We start from the raw sequence: 18,844 nt of genomic DNA on the forward strand, positions 1-18,844 counted from the left end.
TTATTTCGATTTTTTAATTTCTTCAACCGCGTGACCGTCTTTCAATTTCTTAGTTACCAGACTATACGGACCTGTAATTATTTTATCTCCTTCTTTAAGACCTTCAATAATCTCGATATTGGTTTCATCTTGAATACCCGTTTTAATTGCTTGTAACTTTGCTTTTCCTTCCTCTTTAACAAATACCGCTTCGTAAGTTTTGTCATCTAAACCAGAGGTGTTTGATTTGGTCGTATCTGTTTTAATAACAATTGCACTTATAGGCACTGCTAGAATATCTTTTTTATTATTGGTAATAATATCTACCGTCGCTGTCATTCCTGGTCTAAAAGGAGAATAGTTTTCTCCTTTACCCGCTAATAAATCGGCATACGATTCTTTTAAAATTTTCACTTTCACCTTAAAGTTAGTTACTTGATCGGCAGAAAGCGCATCGTTTGCAGAATTACTAATAGCCGTTACCAATCCTTTAAATTTTTTATCCAAGTAAGCGTCAACCTCCACTATAGCGGAATCACCTACGTTTATTTTTACGATATCATTCTCATTCACATCTACCTCAACCTCCATTTCGTTTAGGTTTGCGACACGTAATATCTCTGTACCCGCCATTTGCTGGGTTCCTACTACACGCTCCCCCAATTCGGCGTCTAATTTTGAAATTGTACCCGACATAGGTGAATAAATTGTAGTTCTTCCTAAGTTATCCTTTGCTTCATTGACCGTAGCTGCGGCGCTTTGCACATTAAAATAGGCGCTTTTCTTTGTGGCTTGAGCTACCTCGTATCTGGAAAGCACTGCATCCCATTCACTTTGCGAAATAACCCCTTTTTCAAACAAAGTTTTGTTTCGGTTATAGTTAGCTTCAGCTTCCTTAAGGCTAGCCTTAGCTTGCTCTAGATTGGCCTTAATGTTTTGGTAGCTCGCCTGTGATCGCTGTAGACTAGATTGGTATAAATCTGGATTAATTTTTACCAATAAATCACCTTTTTCAACGCGTTGTCCTTCTTTTATTGGAAGTTCGATAATCTCACCTGAAACTTCAGAAGATAGTTTAACCTCTACCTCTGGCTGTATTTTACCCGTTGCTGACACCGTTTCAACCAAGTTCATTTTTTCTAAAAGGGCCACCTCAACCTGTTTAAGGTTATCTGCCTTTCCAAACCAACCCGCTTTTTTCCCTCCTATTAAAAAGGCAATTAAAACCACTACACTTATTACAATTACAAGTATTTTCTTTTTTTTCATTTTTATAATTTTAAATTTTGCGGATCAATTCCGAAATACAATTCAAGAACCTTTAGTTTAAAAATATAGTCGTATTTAGCACGATTAAGCTCAATAATAGCGTTGTCTAATCTTTGTTTAGCTTGAGTAAAGTCAAAACCATTGGTAAGACCAACATCGTAGCGTTGCTGGGCGTAATCAAAAGCCAATTCTTGTGATTTAACCACTTCTTGAGCCGCTTCATAGGCTTCTAAAGCTCCCTGAGCGTCTACGTGGGCTTGATATACATTAGACTCTAAATCTAATTTAGCTTGTTCTAATTGGTACTTTCTTCTTTCTAAATTTATTTTACTGCGAGCCACATTATTTCTAGTGGCCAAACCATTAAGTATAGGCACATTTAATTGCACTCCATACCCAATACCATCATTTTGATACAACTGCGTCGTGAAAGAGCGTTCAAAGAAATCGTTATCTGAATAACGTGTATTATAACCAAAAAAAGCGGTTAATGTAGGATAATATGCTCCTCTAGAAATTTGCACATCTTTTTGAGCAATGGCTAGATTTTGTTCTGCAATTTTAAGTTCTGGTCTATTCTCTTCCGCGGAAGCGATAATAGATGCCACAGGTTGGTTAGCCACTTCATTTGAAACCAGTTCATAACCTTCATCAACAATTTGAAAATTTTCATAATCTTTAACCAACAACAGCTGCGCTAGATTAATTAAAGCGATTTTTACAGTATTACGCGCTATGGCTATTTGTTGCTTTTCATTAGCCATATTGGCCTTTATTTCTAAAAGATCCCCTTTTGGTAGTACGCCACCTTCTACCAAATCTTCTGTACGCTTTAGCTGCTCTTTACTAACCTCGTTTTGACTTTGCAGCGATGATAGATTGGCTTTATTAAGCAAGACGTTTAAATAGGCGTTTGCCACGGCAAGACTAATATCATCTTTCATTTTATCAAGTTGATATTGCGTAGCCAATTGAGCTAATTTGGCTCTTTGAAGCTGCCTAATGTTCCTTAAACCGTCAAATAAAGTAAGTGAAGAATTAAACCCTGTAGTAAAAGAAGTAAAAACTTCATTCTCAAACTGATTGGTAACCGGGTTAATGTTAGCTCCAGTATTTGCAGAGTAAGATGCTGAACCATTAAGACTTGGTATAAATTTACCTATAGCATCTCTTTTATCGTACTGAGCACTTTCCAAATCTAACTCAGATTGCTTGATACTGATGTTATTCTCTAAGGCATGCTTAACACATTCGTTCAGCGTCCATTTTTTTTCTTGGCTAAAAAGTACAGCCGGAAGACAAACTAAGCCAAGTAGTAAAGTTTTTATTCGCATCATTACAATTTACTAATTTATAAGTAGAAAAAGTAGGTTAATTGTTACAACTGGATCAAATAAATCACCATAAGCAACTTAATCTCCTTTTGCTCTACTTTTAAAACCTACTAATCATAGGACGAATATGATGGAATTTTGTTACAAAAAGCGCGTCACTATGCTTCCTTTTTTCTGTTTTTTAAGGTTCGGTAAACCGCTATGCCAACCCCTCCAACCAAAAGGTAAGGAAAAACCATTAAATACATAATTCCATTGTTTATCGACTTAGCGGCTGTCCCATCAGGGTCGCTTTCTAATACTGCTCGACACATGGCGCATTGTGCATTGACTGGCAATATCAAACCAATAAACATTACGAAAAACAAAAAAAAGACTAATTTTTTATCCATAATAAGGTAACATAAATAAATACACCAAAACTCCTGTTACAGCCACATAAAACCAAATAGGAAAAGTATATCGAGCTATTTTAACGTGCTTCTTATATTCTGCTGTTAAACCTCTATACATGGTAAACAAGACCAATGGTACTATTATAGCAGAAAGCACGATATGCGAAATTAAGATAAAAAAATACAATGGCCTTAAAAATCCTTCTCCTCCATAAGGAACAGGATCGTTACTTAATTTAGAGAAAACATAACTAATTAAAAACACGCAAGACAAAACAAAAGCAGTAATCATTACATTGCGATGAAGTAGTTTTTCTCCTTTACGGATTAATACATAACCCATTAACAACAGTATTGCGGTAATCCCATTTAAAACTGCATGAAAAAAAGGATAGGTGCCTATATCTAAACCTAATAAATCGTACCTAGTAGGAAGATTGAGCAGGACTAACACTGCAAGTGGCACTGCAATAGATAAGGTGATAATAATTGGGACTACAATTTTATCTTTACCCTTTTGAATTACTTCTTTCATTTTATAAAAGCTTTTTTATATCAGATTTAAGCATGTTTAGATCTTTCGGGTCTAACCCATCGTAATAACCTTTTGGATTACCATATTCATCGAGACGAGAAACAATCTCACCTTGCTTATTAATTAGAGCAAAATATCCTGAATGTTCAAAATTACCTTTTACCTTAGGGTTGTAAGCTGCGTAAAGATTAAAACCTTGATTGGCTAATTCGAATATGGCGTCTCGTTCACCGGTTAACAAATGCCAATTAGGATGAGATATACCATGTTTCTTGGCATAGGCAGCTAAAATCTCTGGCGTATCGTATTCTGGATTAATACTAAAAGAGGCTATACCGAAATTGGGATTACCAAAAAATTCGTCTTGAATTTTTGTCATATTTTCATTCATTTCGGGGCAAATAGTAGGACAAGTTGTAAAAAAGAACTCTACCACGTAAACCTTACCCTTAAAGTCTTCATCAGAAATAAGTTTACCATCTTGATTGGTCAACTGGTAACTAGGCACCTTACCTATTACTGTCATAGCAACTTTATTACCGCTAAAGCGATCAACTATTTTAGGAACCGCCCAAATTCCGAAAATTAGAATAATAAAGGTTATACCAATGTATTTATAATTTTTCATCGTTATCTTTAATTGCATTTCCTTTAGTGGCCAATCTATATTCGGCTAAAATCACTTTAATGTCGTCGCTCATAATGTTGCTAAGCTCCGCCACAGAAGAGGTATCATATCCATAGTTTTCAACTAGACTTTTGTCTTCCTCATCCTTTCTTCCGCGTAAAGCTAACTCTTTATCAATAATAAAAACGTGTTCATTAGCACCACCTTCATTTAATTGTAGAGGTGTTTGCAAACTTTCAAAGATCCTTTGAATATCCCTCTGAGAACCAAAAGCAAATTTCCAATTCTTAACATCTATGGTGGCACCTAATTGATTTAGTAGATCTTGCGCCGCTTGTTCTTGCCCATTTTCAGCCAATACCACAAATTGAAAATCTTTAAACTGATAGTTTTTATCGTAAATTTTTTCATTGAGATTAAAGGCATGCCCTTCCATTTCCTTAACCCTATTTCCCATAAAAAAGAGAACACTAATATGGTCTTTCAAACGCACTTCTTCATTTTGAAAAGTATGAAAATTATCGATTTCAGAAATAGGTTTGGTTAAAGTGGGAAGAATGGCAAAATGATTGATTCCTGAAGAAAAAAATAAGTAAGCTACAATAGGCAATGCAAACAATAAGGTAAGCACAAAATATTTTTTCATAACAACAAAATTGCTTTTACAAAAATAAAAAAGACGGTTCAATAAAACCGCCTTTTTCTATGATTTAACTTATGTTTCTATTAGAAATTCCAGGTTACAAACCCGTTAGCAAAAACGTCGTGAATATAAACTCCTTCTGCAAGAAGTATAAAAACCAAATAACATACTAGGAAAACTATTGTCCATACTACCGAACGTCTCAAGCCTTTCTTTTCACCTTCCATATGCATAAAGGCCCAAGTAATTAAATAAGCTTTATACACCGTTAAAATAATAAATATCCAATTTAAAAGATGCATATACAAGATATCGGTCTGCACCAAGAATGCAGGTTTAAAAATACCCAATACCACCTCTACAATAGTTACTACCGAGAGTAACATAAATACATACCAAATTCGCTTTGTCGCTGATTGATTAGTATGTGCTGAATCGTGTGCCATTTTTAATTGTGTTTTTTATTAAACAAGGTAAAAGAAAGTAAATACAAATACCCAAACTAAGTCTACAAAGTGCCAATATAATCCCACTTTTTCTACCATTTCATAACTTCCTCTTCGCTCATAAGTACCTACTAAAACATTAAAGAATATTATAATATTTAAGATGATACCCATTGAAACGTGAAAACCGTGAAATCCTGTGATAAAGAAAAAGAAATCGGCGAACAATGGTGGCCCATATTCATTATGGGTAAGGTTTGCTCCTTCTACGGTTGTAACAGCATCATTCTTTAATTTTGCCAATGAAGCTTCTCTAGATAAAACAATTTTCTTACCGTTTTCATCTAATTGCTGAATACGAACCAATATATTTGGATTAGCTTCAAATCCCTTAGTAATTTCCTCTACAGTAAAACTAGCAGACGTCTGCTTATCAGCATCATACCACACACCATTGCTAGGCTGGTGTTCTATACGATCCTGAGGTAAGGTTTTAGCAAAATCTGCTAAAGCAACGCGCTCGTGTTCGGTATCTACGAATTGTAAAATTTGACCTCCTCGTGTTTCAACCGCACCGTAAGTACCGTTTATAAAATTTTTCCACTCCCAAGCTTGCGATCCTACAAAGACCAAACCACCAATAATGGTTAAAAACATGTAGAGTGTAACTTTCTTTTTGTTCATATGATGTCCTGCATCTACAGCTAACACCATGGTCACCGATGAAAATATTAGAATAAAAGTCATCAACGCCACATAGTACATGGGTGCGTCAACCCCGTGTAAGAACGGAAAGTGATTAAACACCTCATCGGCTATAGGCCAAGAGTCTATAAACTTAAATCTTGAAAAACCATAAGCTGCTAAAAACGCCGAAAACGTAAGCGCATCTGATGCAATAAAAAACCACATCATTAATTTTCCATAACTTGCTCCAAGTGGTTTATTTCCTCCACCCCAAGTTTTTCCTTCGGTGCCTGTTTGGGCAACAGTAGCTTCCATAAATAGAAATTAGTGTTAAATATTAAGCAAAAATAGTTAATTTTATTATCCTAAGAAATATAAAAAGAAAAACAGATAAATCCACAAGACATCTACAAAATGCCAAAAGGTCGCACCTAGCTCTAATCCAAGCATTTGACCAGATTTATAGCGCTGTTTAGAATTATTATAAATTAAGACCAATAAAATGATTAAACCCGCCACTATATGGGCGATATGAGATATAACAATTAAATAAATAAAAGATGAAGTTATGTTGCTCGCACTTCCTGTAAAATAATACCCCTCACCCAAAATTTCCATAAATCCTTGAAATTGCATCCAAACAAAAACACTACCCAAAACAAAGGTTGCTATAAGTAACCAACCAGCTTTTTTGGTTTCATTATTCTTTACGGCTTTTTTAGCAAAAAGTAAGCAAACACTACTTAGCAAAATAACAATTGTACTGTACAAAAAAGGCGCTGGTAATTGAAAATCTTCAATCCAATCGGGCCGATCTTTACTCACCACAAATGCACTGGTAAGTCCGGCAAACATCATACCCATGCTTATGATTGCGAACCACAACATCATTTTTTTTGACCGTGCTATTTTTTCTCTCTCGGTACCATCTGTTAAATCCATAAGCGAATATATTTATCTAAAACATAAATTATTTGTAGTAAGGTAATATAGCTAACACTAGCAAACATAAGCTGCTTAGCCGTTTTCTGGTCTCTATCACGGTATAATTTCACGGCATAATACATCATACCTGCGCCAAGTAAAAATATTAATACCCCTGCAATCGGACTCAGATATAAGTTGCCGGTAACCCCTAGTGTGGGTACTAGTGAAATTACCACCGTCCAAATTGTATAGAGTATAATTTGAATCGCAGTCCCTTTATCTCGTTTTCCCGTTGGCAGCATAAAGAATCCACCTTTCTCATAATCATCGTACAACCACCAGCCTAACGCCCAGAAATGCGGGAATTGCCAAAAAAACTGAATCATAAAAAGCGTTCCTGGCTCGATACTAAAATCATTTGTAGCGGCTACCCAGCCAAGCATAAATGGTATTGCTCCTGGAAAGGCACCTACAAATACAGAAAGTGGTGTTTTTGTTTTTAATGGGGTGTAAACACTTACATACAAAAAGATTGATATCGCACCGAACATAGACGTTACAGGGTTGATGATATACAAAACAGCCAACCCCAATAAAGTGAAACTAACAGCAATAAACAGCGCCATTTTCACACTCATTCTACCTGCTGGTAAAGGCCTGTTTTTGGTACGGCTCATTAATCCATCTAAATCACGCTCTAAAACTTGATTAAAAGCATTACTTGCACCCACCATCATATAACCTCCAATACCTAGCAATAAAACCGTAAAAAAATTAATTTTATCGGCTCCTAGAAAATAACCAGCAATAGAAGAAAAAACCACACTTACCGCCAAACGCATTTTGGTAATTTCTTTAAAATCGGTTAACCGATTTACCTGATAAGTATTTTCTATGGTCTTGCTCAATCTTCTAAAAATTGTAGCTGCAAAGATACTGCTTAAAAGCGGTAAAGACAAAGCTTGCTGCTATATTTTTAAAAGTCGTAGTACCAATTAAATAAGTCGGTTCTAAACCCAAAATTTAACCAGGTAGTAGTGCCTGTAGACGGCAGGAATGTATTTTCAATATCGGGTGTCAAGTTTCGATAAATAAAATTAGCATACACTTTTAAATTTGTAGCCGGATTAAGCAAATACCCCAACTCTGTCTCAGCATAAAAAAAGTCTGCGGTGTTCCCTTGTAGCATTTGGTTTCCTTTATCACTTATTCGCTGGTCTTCACTTCCGTAAATATTTCCGCCGTAAAACGGATCTAAATCTGCTTCCAACTCTAAACCGCGTCTTCCTAAAATAAATTTAGCATGGCCATACCAGCGTTTTTGCTTATAGCGAGTTATGAATAAAAACTCTCTGAAATTAGCACCCCATAAATGCGCCAAAGATTGATTGTTATGACCGTAATTTAAAACTACTGTATTATGAGAGTAAGTGTAAGGTCGAGCCTGATTATATTCTACCTGTAAATTTAAATTGCGTACGCCAACAAAGTCATATAATTTAAGGCCCAATTGATAGGCAATCTTGTTTTTGTAACTCTGCTGGCCTCCAAAAATATCTGAAGATGAAAACTCATCGATCATCATTTGGGTATAGGCGTTAATTTGATTTGAAAATTTGTATTTGGCATCAAGACCGATCAAGGCATTTCCTCCTCTAGAACCTGTTGAAAATTCTATGGCACGGTAAAAAATAACCGGATTCAAGTAGTTAAAATCAAAACCTCGATCGTTATCGTTTTCCCATAATACAGATTCAAACAATCCTATATTTAATCGCTTGCTTACATTGTAGCTTAAATGATGAGTGGCCATGTATTTTGTTCGAAAAGAGCCAGACTCCGTCACTGCAGGCCTTATGTCACGCAAACTCATCCAAATATTGGTATATTTAATTTTCCAAAAACTGGTGTTAATTTTGAAAAATGGGTACGGACTTGCATTATCGCTCAATAGCATAGAGCGATAACCGTCGCCAATAAAGTTTTTTCCATGTCCTAATCGTAAATTAAAATAATTATTTGGGGTGTAAGAAATATAACCTTCAGCGATAGGATAATCGTAGCTATCGGTTCTAAAATCTTTTGCAATTCCCCTTGCCGGTATTAGGGCAGGATTTCCGCCATCTGGACGAATACTATTAGCGTACTCATTAAAATAGTTGGCAAAGCGTCCTTGACTCTCATAAACCGCTGCATAAAAATTAAACTTAGAGCCAATCCCTCCTTGTATTACAGCGGCGCGAGTATTATTGTAAGTCGAATTAAAATCAGCGTCAAAATCTTTACCTATTTGAAGGTCTGCCGCAACATCTGCGGTAAACCAGTAATCTTCGGTTTGTAAACGCACCAGATGCTCATTAAAAAACTTTTTACCAAACCACGATTTTAGAGGTAATTTTAGTTTTTCATGTTCGGTTTTAAAATCATAGTAAGCATTAACGCGATTGTAAGTCATCGGCTTGACCGAAGTATGAGCATTACTTCCCAACTGATTTAACTCCTTATCGAACCGATTGTATATTTCGTGGGATAACGGAATAGTGATTTGGCTTTCATATTCTGGATTTGTATAGGGCACTTTAGCTTGGTTGACTAAATCGTATTCTTGAAGTTTAATTTCTTGACTTCCTTTGTTGATTGCCTTTTCTTGAACAGTTTTTTTTGGTGTTTCTAAAGGTAGTTTTATAGGATAGCGAAACTGCATATAGGTGGGTTTGCCGTTAAAAACCGCTGGTTTCAGTTTAGGGAATGAGTTAAAACTGCGGTACACTTCGTCTTTCAAGGCTTTATGAACGCTAGTCACATAAAGCACATTAAAACTTCCTGATTTATCAACCTCGAATAATACATCGATTTGGGTTTCTATATCCTTCAGATTGGCTGGTATATTAAAATTTTCATACACCAATTCGTTTAATCGCTCATAAAAGCAATTTTCTATTTCCTTTTCGGATTGAGTAGCACAAGAATCAAAAACGGGAAATTGCTCTATTCTTTGGGTCGTTTGTTGAGCCAAAGTTAGGTTAGCCAGTAAAAGCGTGAAGAAAAGCAAATTGAAATTAGCCATAGATTTAAAAATAGTTGAGTACACAAATGTAAAACTAAGTGGCTTATAGCGCAAAGCTTAGCGTCTAAAATTAAAACTTTAAAAACCATAAAAAAAGCCTTCAAATTCTTGAAGGCTTTTATATTGAATAAGATTAAGATTAATCTTGCACTTGAAAAATAATAGGAAGTGAGTACAAAACACCAACTGGTTTACCACGTTGTTTACCGGGCACCATATTAGGCAACATACCCACAACACGCTCGGCTTCTTTTTGCAACCTTGGGTGCGGAGCTCTAGCTTGAACACCTACAACCTTTCCGTTTCTGTCAATTTTAAATCTTACGTATACTCTATTTACACCAGACAAGCCAAGTTCTGAACCAAGATCTGTATTAAATTTACTATTTACAAAATTCTTGATTTTATCAGACATACACTTCTTACGATCGGCGTTAGTTTTATATTTTTCACAGCCAGGAAATAAAGGAACATCCTCAATAGCCGTAAAAGGAACATCCTCAATCACTTCTTCAGGAGCTTCTTCTACCTCTGCTACTTCAACTATTTCTGGCTCATCTGTAACCTCGGTAGACTCAATAATTTCTTCCTCGATTTCTACATCATCCTCAACTACTTCGATCACCTCTGGTGCTGGTGGCGGTGGCGGTGGCGGTGGCGGTGGGGTTTGTATCTCGGTAATGGGCACATCTTCTTCCTCTAGTTGGTCAAATTGCACTACTCCTTGGTCTATGGCTTCTTTGTCATAAGTTTTCCACTCAATGGCACGCCAAGTAATCAAAAGCATTAGAATAAGACCAATTTGGAAGAACAAAACACTTTTTCTCCCTAAATCTTTCTTTGGATTCTTTTTTGGTTTCATAACTTGAGTTTAACGAATTGCTAATGTAAATATTTTTTGATAAAAATCTAAAAGTTTAACTTCTTTTCTTGTTTCTCAGGCCTCATCAAATAAGTTGAAACCCAATATGCGACCATCACGCCGGCAGAATTGGCCAAAATATCCCAATAATCAAAAGTTCTGTAACTTGTAAGACTTTCTTGTAACACTTCAATAAAAATGCCAAAAATGATTACGAGTAAAGAAACTATTTTTTTAATTGAAATAAACCTAGTGTTTTTAACTGCTTTAAAGACGTACCAAATCCATAAAAAGCTTAAAACAAAATAGGCCGAAAAATGAAAAATCTTATCGGCCTGATTGATTTGAACTTTTGGTAAACCCTGCGTACTGGTTAAAGATAGGTAAACAATGCACAAGGTATTAACCAAAGCAAGAACGAGTAAAAGTTTAGCTGGCAATAAGTTCTTTATAAGCTTCTGCATCTAATAGGTCTTCTATTTCTTCTTGGTTGCTTATTTTAATTTTAATAATCCAGCCTTCGGTATACGGATCTGTATTTACGTTCTCTGGCTCGTCTTCTAGTCCTTCATTGAACTCAATGATTTCACCACTCAAAGGCAAAAACAAATCAGAAACGGTTTTAACGGCCTCTACACTACCAAAAACTTCATCTTTGGCTAATTCTTCGCCTTCTGTTTCTACCTCAACATAAACAATATCACCTAGCTCGCTTTGCGCGAAATCGGTTATACCCACAGTAGCAACATCACCGTCTATTTTAACCCACTCGTGGTCTTTAGTGTACTTTAATTCATTTGGAATGTTCATAATATTAACTGATTTAATTTATAGTTGTGTTTTTTTAATTTCCGAAATTGTATCGAAGGGTTATACCCGAACGTATAGTTGTGGTAGGAAAAGCAGTAGAGATAGCATACTGCGAAAAAGTATGATCATAGTAAAATATGGCCGTTAAGTTTTTTGACAAAGCATAATCTGCCATAAAATATACACTCCACAAATCCTGACCCGCCGTGGTTTGACTATTAGCAAAATCTAAATACCTTATGATAGATTCATTTCTTCTAAAAGAAATATCGGCTTTAAGGTTTAAATCACTTCTAATAATTCGGTTGTTACCTCCTACCTTTGTGGTAAAGCTTAAATCTTGAACCCGGTAACCTAAACCAAATATATATTCATTTCCTTGCACTTCGGTTAATAAGTTATTATCAAAACTCAAAGAAAGCTGTCTATCTCTTCTGATTTCAGTTGAAAGCTTAATGCTATTTTTCAACTCCATATCAACCTTAATTAAAGGTGAAAATTGCTCACTTAAATTAATGTTTGAAATTAAAAACGGATTTTTGAAATTTCCTGATTGGTCTAGATTGGTTACACTGTACGGATTGGTTCTATCATAATCTAAATTACTTTGAAATTGATTTATACTGTACAGCGAAGTATATCCATGCTGAAGCGTAAATCTTCTAAAAGTATCTTTAAACCATTTAATGCGCATAAGACCCGTGTACTTTAAAGTCCAGTTAGGCAAAGGTACATCTCTAAAGGCACCTAAACTAATATCTTGAGCATCTTTACCGGTATAAGCCGATAGAAAGGAAGGTAACAGCACCGCCTGACTAGTTCTTCCAAATCCTTTAGGAAACCCGGTTTCTTGGTTAATGTTGGCTGGATCTGACAAATCTATACCGGCTTTACGTGCCAAACGGTTAGCAACGGCAAGTCTATTCTCCCTAAACTGTTCAAATGCTTCTGATCGCTCTTTGGTACTTTCAGAAAAAGCCGAGCTAATCATAATAGTAGAGATATTAAAATTACCAAAGCTATTGGGAGCCAGCGATCTATATTGCAAATCGTCTTGATTTACTCGGTAATTTTCGGCATAATTTTCAGAATAAACCCTATTGGCGTTTAAGTCTAAGGTAAGGCCTGGCAACAAACCAATATTAGCTTGAACACCCAAATTGCGTGTTTCATTCTCTGTATATTGCTCATTAAATTCTTGATATGTGGTAAGCCAACCCCTTCTAGCTGCGCGCTCACGAATATCATTTTGACCTCCAAAAACAAAACCTGCACTGGGTTTTAAGGTGCCTAAAAACCCGATATCGTTAGTATAACCTGGTAAAAACATACCATTGGTTTCTTGATAATTAAAGGTAAGACGTTTTAAAGCAGTCACAACATCTATACCTGTATTTAAAACGCGGTCACCAAAGCTCAACTCCTCATCATCTGTATTTGCGGCATTTGTGCCTCCACTTCTTGAAAACCCGAGAGCGTTAGCCGGACGCGCATTCATGTTGATTGCAGACTTATTACTATTCCCGCCTTTTTTCTTTAAACCTATATAATCGTAAAGAGTCCCCATTTCTACCGTACCATTTATTTGGTGGGTGTTAGCATTTTGTATGGTATTTCCTAAATCAGGGATACCGGGTAAATCTCGTAAGATTTGAGATCCGCGTTGCCATTGAAAATTACCCGTATAAGAATAGGTTGCCCTTAAAAATTTAAGGAATGGAAACTTCTCAAAAGGCAACTCATAATTTACTTGTAAATTTTGGTTAAAGCTATTTGGATCTCCGATGGCAAAAAAGTCATCCCAAACCCCAACGCTATTGTCTTGCCTGTTTTCTTCATCTATATAATTACGCACTATTCGATTGGTATTTGCCGAGAGTACAAAATTTAAGGATTTAGTCAATTGATGATTGATAGCATATTGATAGTCGAATGTATAATTGCGCTGATATAACTTTGGCAAACCTAAAGAACCTGGTGGCAGATTGATTTCTCTAAATCGTTGTTCGTTATATTGCCTCAAAATGGTGCTTGAAGCGGATAAACTAGTAGGTAATAAATTAAAATTGAAATCTTTTAGCGGCTGATAGTAATCACTACTATCTAAAACGGCAATGTTTTTAAAAGGCTCTACTGCAACTTTTGGTGGTGCGTACTCATAAGTTGCACCTACGTTAACATTTTGGCTTAATGCTTCTGCTATTTCAAAATCACGATGATCCTCTTGATTATAGGTTCCTGAAAAGGTGAAATTTTCTACATCAATAGGAAGCGGTACTTTATCTTGATTCTGCCTTTCTTTTCGTAGACCAATAACACTAACGCTTTGACGCTTTGTATAATCCTCGGCTCGTTCTTGCAATTCGCGCTTGCGTTCGGGTGTAGCATTATCTAACAGCGTCTCTAATTCTAAATCTAAATATTCTGGATCAAATTGAGGAGTGATTAATTCCTCCCCACGGCTGTAGCTAAATGGTACTTTTACACCCCATTTTTTGGGCAGTAATTGTCCCATATTTAAGCTGGTTACAACATCATATTGTTTCACATCTTCTCTACTACGCTGGTTAGGCCCTTGTTCTATGCTACCAAAACCAACAGTGCTTCGCTTACCTGTAGCGCTTACACTGGCGAAGTCGGCTAGATTGGTATCCATATTTACGATTGCGGCCCAGCCACCTTCATTTTTCATATCAGAAAGACGTAACTCGTTAAACCAAACTTCACCACTAGCCTGTGTTGTTCCGGTATTTTTTAAACCTAGCATCAACATACGTATATCGCCAAAAGTTGGATTCCCCTTTATACCTACCTTCATCTCTCCAGAAGTATTCCCGGTGATAGGTTGCAGGTCTTTATTGAAATAATTTAGCTGTCCTGGGTTAAAATTAGGGTTTCCTATAACCAATGATTTTATTTGCTGCAATAAAGCTAGGGGGAGTTTTAAGTCATTTTCTATGGGCCACACATCTCTAGGTACAGTTGAATTTAGGTCGCTTACCGTAAGAGGAATCTCAACTTGATAAAAGTTATCGGTAAAATCTGTACCCATACGTATAAAAGCCGATAATTTTCCATCTAATAAAGTGGGTTCTGGGGCGGGTAACGACTCGGCATGCAAGAACATCTCTAAATTTTCAAATTGACGCATATCAATCTGAAAGTTCTTATAAACCGCCCGAGAATCATTGGGTTTTAAATTTTTAACTACCAGAGACATGGATTGCTCGTCTTCTCGCACGCGCTGATTGTTATCGATTAATTCTTCTCGTACAACTCCTGGTGGTGTTACATAATCTGAAGTTTGCTCCTTGCTTACAGCGGTTACTTCAAATGTAGTTCCGGTAGTAATTTCTGGATCGGTACCGTCGGGAACCACGGCTTGGTTGTAGCGTCTATAATCACCGCGTACCAAATCTAAACTTCCAAATCTTAAGGTTACCTCCTTTTCAAATCCGCTAAGGAACATTCGCATAAAACGAATAGAGCGCAAGTCTGCAATACCATTTACCGCAAATTGACTTTCGGTGCGTAAGGGTATCTTAAACTGTACCCAGCGCACTTCCATTTGTTTACCGTTTTGCAAAGTAGTGGTTAAGGTCTTTACATCGGTAATATAATCATAGTCAACCCCAGCAAAACTTGCGGTGTTATTCTCTACACTCATATTTCTAAAAACAGGAACCTTATACTCAAAGTAACTGTCTATAGTATTCATGGTGTTATCACGATTGATATCTTCTACAGAAGGTACTGTAGTTCTACCTCTATTGTTCTGCCCCACTTCTGTGGGACTATTACCTTGCAAACCGTTATATTTTTTGTAGCGCTCTAAAATATTTCCCGTAGCACTTAAATAAAATTCATAGTTATCGTTCGCAGGATCTTCTAGTCCAGCAAATTGCGGAAATTGCAGACTTTCTTCGGTATCGTCTAGACCGTCAAGACCAAGGTCTTGATTTACTCTTTGCTGACCTTCTGTATCAAAAGCATAAACCAAAGATTGGTTACTTGGCACTTTTCCAAACGCCGTTTCTAGGGTATTATCTGTTGATCCGTCTACTGGTAATCCGTTTTCGTATTGCTTTCTACCGTCTTTTAAAATATCTTCACTAATATTTCCCAGATTAAGGGTAATCAATCCTTCATTGATGCTGGCATTTTCTTGATAAATAAACGGATCCATCACCCAGAATTCGATAAACTCTACATTAGATCGTTCAAAATCTGTAGTCGTAATCTCACGCATTATTCCTCCAAAATTTTCTTTGGGATTAGGAAGTGTATTATCGGTCGCAGCCGGATTAAAGTTATACTGGCCACGCTCTTGCGGATTAAAGTTTAAATCTAAAGTATAAATAGCCTGAGTTTGCCCCTGAACAATATCGGTATCGGGAAAAATTTCATCTATAAATACGCGTCTGGTGGCATATGAAGAAAGATCATTATCGCTAATACCTGAAGGACGCTGATTTGTATAAAAAATAGGATCTATGGTGTACCAAGATAAGTGAGCACGTTTGTATGTAGAAGCCAAATCGTTATTGCTACGCTCTCCTCCAAAGCCTAGTGGTGCACTTGACAAGAACCACGATAAAGGACTCATTACTGAAATTGAAGTTTGAGAAGCCTCGAAATCATCTACATAACTGGTGGCGACTCCATTAAAATTATCGCCCTTAGGACTACCAGGATGCAAATAAGCAAATTCACCACGTACAGAAAAATTAGAAGGCACATCGGTGTCTATGTTTGGTAGTTTATTCACCAATCGCGTAAAGAAAGGAACCTCTGTAGAGTAGTTTAAATTAAAACCATACATCGAATTGTTTATAGGCTCATAACTGTAGTTTGCTTTCTGAGTTAGCGGTCGCTCATTCAGGTTTAAATAAGTGGCTCCAATAATAAAGTTCTTATTGAATTCGTGTTGTATATCTAAGCCGGTAAAACGCTTGGTTTGTTGTCCAAATAACGCATTATTTTCAGTTGAAACTTGAATCGGCGTATCTGAGGCCAATAAAGCTTCATCTAATATATTTACTCTACCTAATTGATAGTCTACCGTATAGTCTACTCCCTCTTGCAAAGTTCTTCCCCCTGCGGTAACCACCACAGAGCCTTGAGGCACGTTAAAAGCACCAATTGGGATCCCTCCTTGACCACTTGACTTATAACTACCCTTTAATTGAAATTTATTCTTATCGGCTTCTTCTTGCTCTGCCTGAATTTTTGTAGTGGTGTACAAACTCCTAAAAACATATTTCTTTTGATTGGCGTTATAACTTAGCGGATTTTCGTAATCTTCTGGACCTCCGTTTGGGGTATTATCAAGTTTATTGAAAAGATACTCACCAAATGGTTCTACACTAGTAAAAATAACCCGACCGTTTTGTGTATCAATGGTTAGACCATTTACAAAATCAAAAAATCCGTCACCGTCTTGAACAGGGTCGTTATTTAAGTTTAAATTATCTAGATTAAAAACACGCAATAAGGTTTTATCTTCTACATCGGGTGGTAAATTGGCATTCGCCACTCCTTTGATATAGTTTAAGGGTTGAGGATCTGTATAAAGTATATTAAATCTGAAATCTTCTTTTTCAATTTGAAAAGCATCCAAACTATAGATGTTCTTCATCATTAAATCCCAAACCGGTTCGTTCACATTCGTAATAGGACTTTTAAGCATTTTAACCACTAAATTTTGACTCACTGCCACTTGGTTTTGGTCGTTAGGATCTGTACCCGTGGTTTGCCCTTGGGTAGCTGGAACCCCATCATTTGCAAATTCACCCACTTGATAAACTTGACCGTTTACTGTAAATTGAAAAGCTACAGCCAACATCTCATCATTATTGATACGCTGATTTAAAGAGACATATCCCAATTGTGGATGTAAAGTATATTCAGATGGCTGTAATTGACGTGCATTTTCTAATTTGGCGTAGTCTGTCCCCTCACTTACTTGAGAAGAAACAGCACCAAAACCTTGATCTACACTCGCTACATCGCGAATAGCCTCGGTTAACAAACTCTGTTGTGGACCATTAATACCCAGCGGATTAAAGTCGTTATTACTATTGTTAGGAAATGCACTGGCAGGAGCATTGATAAAGTTTGAAAATGCCGGCGGATTGCTCGGATTGCCATTAGCATCTAATAAAACTCCAACTTTTCTAGGGTTAGACTCTCCCAAGTCTTGAATCGCAACAATATTTCTGGCATCGGTAAGTGCTTGGGTTGAGTTTGTTCGGTTGGTTACCCATAATTGCACTCGGGTAATTTGCACATTGCTATTTATAAAAGGATAATTCTCTAGCGCTTTATCGTAATGTTCTCTAAAATATTGCGCCAAGAAAAAATGCCTGTTTTCATCATAATCGAGTATGAATTTTTCAAATTTCTCTACCGCTCCACCGCCTTGTATTTCTGTAGTCTGTCGTTCTGAGTTTTGCTCAGAAAAAACTCCTGTTATTGTAGTTTTTCCAAATTGTAATTGAGTTTTTACTCCAAATAGACTTTGACTACCCTGCATTAGCGAGCTGGTGAGTGGCATACTCACATTACCCACCTCTATCTTTCTTACTATATCATCTTCTGTAGGAGTGTACTCTAATTTGATTTGGTTTTGGAAGTCAAAAGTAGATTGTGTATCATAATTAGCGTTGATCTCGAGGCGCTTACCTATTTTACCCAGCAAACTCAAGCTTATACGTTGATTAAAATCAAAGGTAAAACTACTTCGATTTCTAGGCGATAATGAGGGATTATCTTGTTTGGTGTATAGCACTCCTAAATCTACTTCAACCGAACCCTGTGGGATAATTTCAATTTCACTACCCCCAAAAATGCTTTCAAAAAAATCATTATTTACATAAAAGATGGGCAACAAGTTCTTTTGTGCCTCTTTGGCCTCATCACTTCTTCCAGTTAGGGCATCAGATTTTTGCTTGAAATATTCTTTCATTTGATTTTTTAAAATCAAATTTTCATATTGCTCACGTGTTAAAACCAATGGATAATTGACATTCACCTCTCCAGTTTTTTCAGTATAAATATACCGGTCTAAAATGGGGTCATAAGTATATTTTTGTTCAATACTATTAGGGTAACTTAAATCTATCTTACCCGTTTGATGTCCTGTCTTGGTGCTATCTTGCACAGCATCTTGTTGCGCCCAAAGCTTAGGGCTAAAAATCAAGCCTAAAACCAGAAAAGCAACAATCTTACTTTTATTACCTAGAGCAATTGTATTCAAGATA

General features: G+C 36.5%; 15 protein-coding genes. All 15 read right to left on the reverse strand.

The genetic code is table 11. The features are described 5' to 3' along the window. The 15 genes from ACFSQ0_RS02785 to sov all read right to left on the reverse strand — a co-directional run bounded on the left by ACFSQ0_RS02785 (position 1) and on the right by sov (position 18,840). Positions 1-1,248, reverse strand: coding sequence for an efflux RND transporter periplasmic adaptor subunit (locus ACFSQ0_RS02785; RefSeq protein WP_379043803.1), 1,248 nt, complete (start codon positions 1,246-1,248; stop codon positions 1-3). A 2-nt stretch (positions 1,249-1,250) separates the two neighbouring features. Further along, on the reverse strand, positions 1,251-2,585 hold the full coding sequence (locus ACFSQ0_RS02790; protein ID WP_379043806.1) for a TolC family protein: 1,335 nt from the start codon (positions 2,583-2,585) through the stop codon (positions 1,251-1,253). Between the two features lie 155 nt (positions 2,586-2,740). Next, entirely contained in the window at positions 2,741-2,974 is a 234-nt protein-coding gene (locus tag ACFSQ0_RS02795; protein ID WP_379043809.1) for a hypothetical protein, read from the reverse strand. Further along, a complete protein-coding gene (locus tag ACFSQ0_RS02800) occupies positions 2,967-3,512 on the reverse strand; it encodes a DUF420 domain-containing protein (protein WP_379043812.1) in 546 nt (181 codons plus the stop codon). The genes ACFSQ0_RS02795 and ACFSQ0_RS02800 overlap by 8 nt, the downstream gene beginning before the upstream one ends. Before the next feature lies 1 nt (position 3,513). After that, entirely contained in the window at positions 3,514-4,140 is a 627-nt protein-coding gene (locus ACFSQ0_RS02805) for an SCO family protein (RefSeq protein WP_379043815.1), read from the reverse strand. Beyond that, positions 4,127-4,786 carry a hypothetical protein gene (locus ACFSQ0_RS02810; protein WP_379043818.1) on the reverse strand — a complete coding sequence of 220 codons (660 nt, stop codon included), beginning with the start codon at positions 4,784-4,786 and terminating at the stop codon, positions 4,127-4,129. The genes ACFSQ0_RS02805 and ACFSQ0_RS02810 overlap by 14 nt, the downstream gene beginning before the upstream one ends. A gap of 80 nt (positions 4,787-4,866) precedes the next feature. Beyond that, positions 4,867-5,229, reverse strand: a complete 363-nt coding sequence (locus ACFSQ0_RS02815) for a cytochrome C oxidase subunit IV family protein (RefSeq protein ID WP_379043821.1) — start codon at positions 5,227-5,229, stop codon at positions 4,867-4,869. A gap of 18 nt (positions 5,230-5,247) precedes the next feature. After that, complete coding sequence (locus ACFSQ0_RS02820; RefSeq protein ID WP_379043824.1) at positions 5,248-6,231, reverse strand: cytochrome c oxidase subunit 3; 984 nt, start codon at positions 6,229-6,231, stop codon at positions 5,248-5,250. 45 nt (positions 6,232-6,276) lie between these two features. After that, entirely contained in the window at positions 6,277-6,858 is a 582-nt protein-coding gene (locus ACFSQ0_RS02825; protein ID WP_147861580.1) for a cytochrome c oxidase subunit 3, read from the reverse strand. After that, on the reverse strand, positions 6,849-7,751 hold the full coding sequence (gene cyoE, locus ACFSQ0_RS02830; RefSeq protein ID WP_379043978.1) for a heme o synthase: 903 nt from the start codon (positions 7,749-7,751) through the stop codon (positions 6,849-6,851). Before cyoE ends, ACFSQ0_RS02825 begins: the two co-directional genes overlap by 10 nt. A 68-nt stretch (positions 7,752-7,819) precedes the next feature. After that, positions 7,820-9,910 (reverse strand): gliding motility protein RemB, encoded by a 2,091-nt coding sequence (locus ACFSQ0_RS02835; protein WP_379043827.1) that lies wholly within the window; start codon positions 9,908-9,910, stop codon positions 7,820-7,822. Positions 9,911-10,049: 139 nt separating this feature from the next. After that, positions 10,050-10,772: an energy transducer TonB gene (locus ACFSQ0_RS02840; RefSeq protein ID WP_379043830.1), complete on the reverse strand. Its 723-nt coding sequence runs from the start codon at positions 10,770-10,772 to the stop codon at positions 10,050-10,052. 47 nt (positions 10,773-10,819) lie between these two features. Continuing rightward, positions 10,820-11,236 carry a VanZ family protein gene (locus ACFSQ0_RS02845; protein WP_379043833.1) on the reverse strand — a complete coding sequence of 139 codons (417 nt, stop codon included), beginning with the start codon at positions 11,234-11,236 and terminating at the stop codon, positions 10,820-10,822. Next, on the reverse strand, positions 11,202-11,582 hold the full coding sequence (gene gcvH / locus ACFSQ0_RS02850; RefSeq protein ID WP_147861585.1) for a glycine cleavage system protein GcvH: 381 nt from the start codon (positions 11,580-11,582) through the stop codon (positions 11,202-11,204). The genes ACFSQ0_RS02845 and gcvH overlap by 35 nt, the downstream gene beginning before the upstream one ends. 34 nt (positions 11,583-11,616) lie before the next feature. Then, positions 11,617-18,840, reverse strand: a complete 7,224-nt coding sequence (gene sov, locus ACFSQ0_RS02855; protein ID WP_379043836.1) for a T9SS outer membrane translocon Sov/SprA — start codon at positions 18,838-18,840, stop codon at positions 11,617-11,619. Positions 18,841-18,844 lie beyond the last annotated feature (4 nt).

Source organism: Mesonia sediminis, from assembly GCF_042684705.1.
GTDB classification, from domain to species: domain Bacteria; phylum Bacteroidota; class Bacteroidia; order Flavobacteriales; family Flavobacteriaceae; genus Mesonia; species Mesonia sediminis.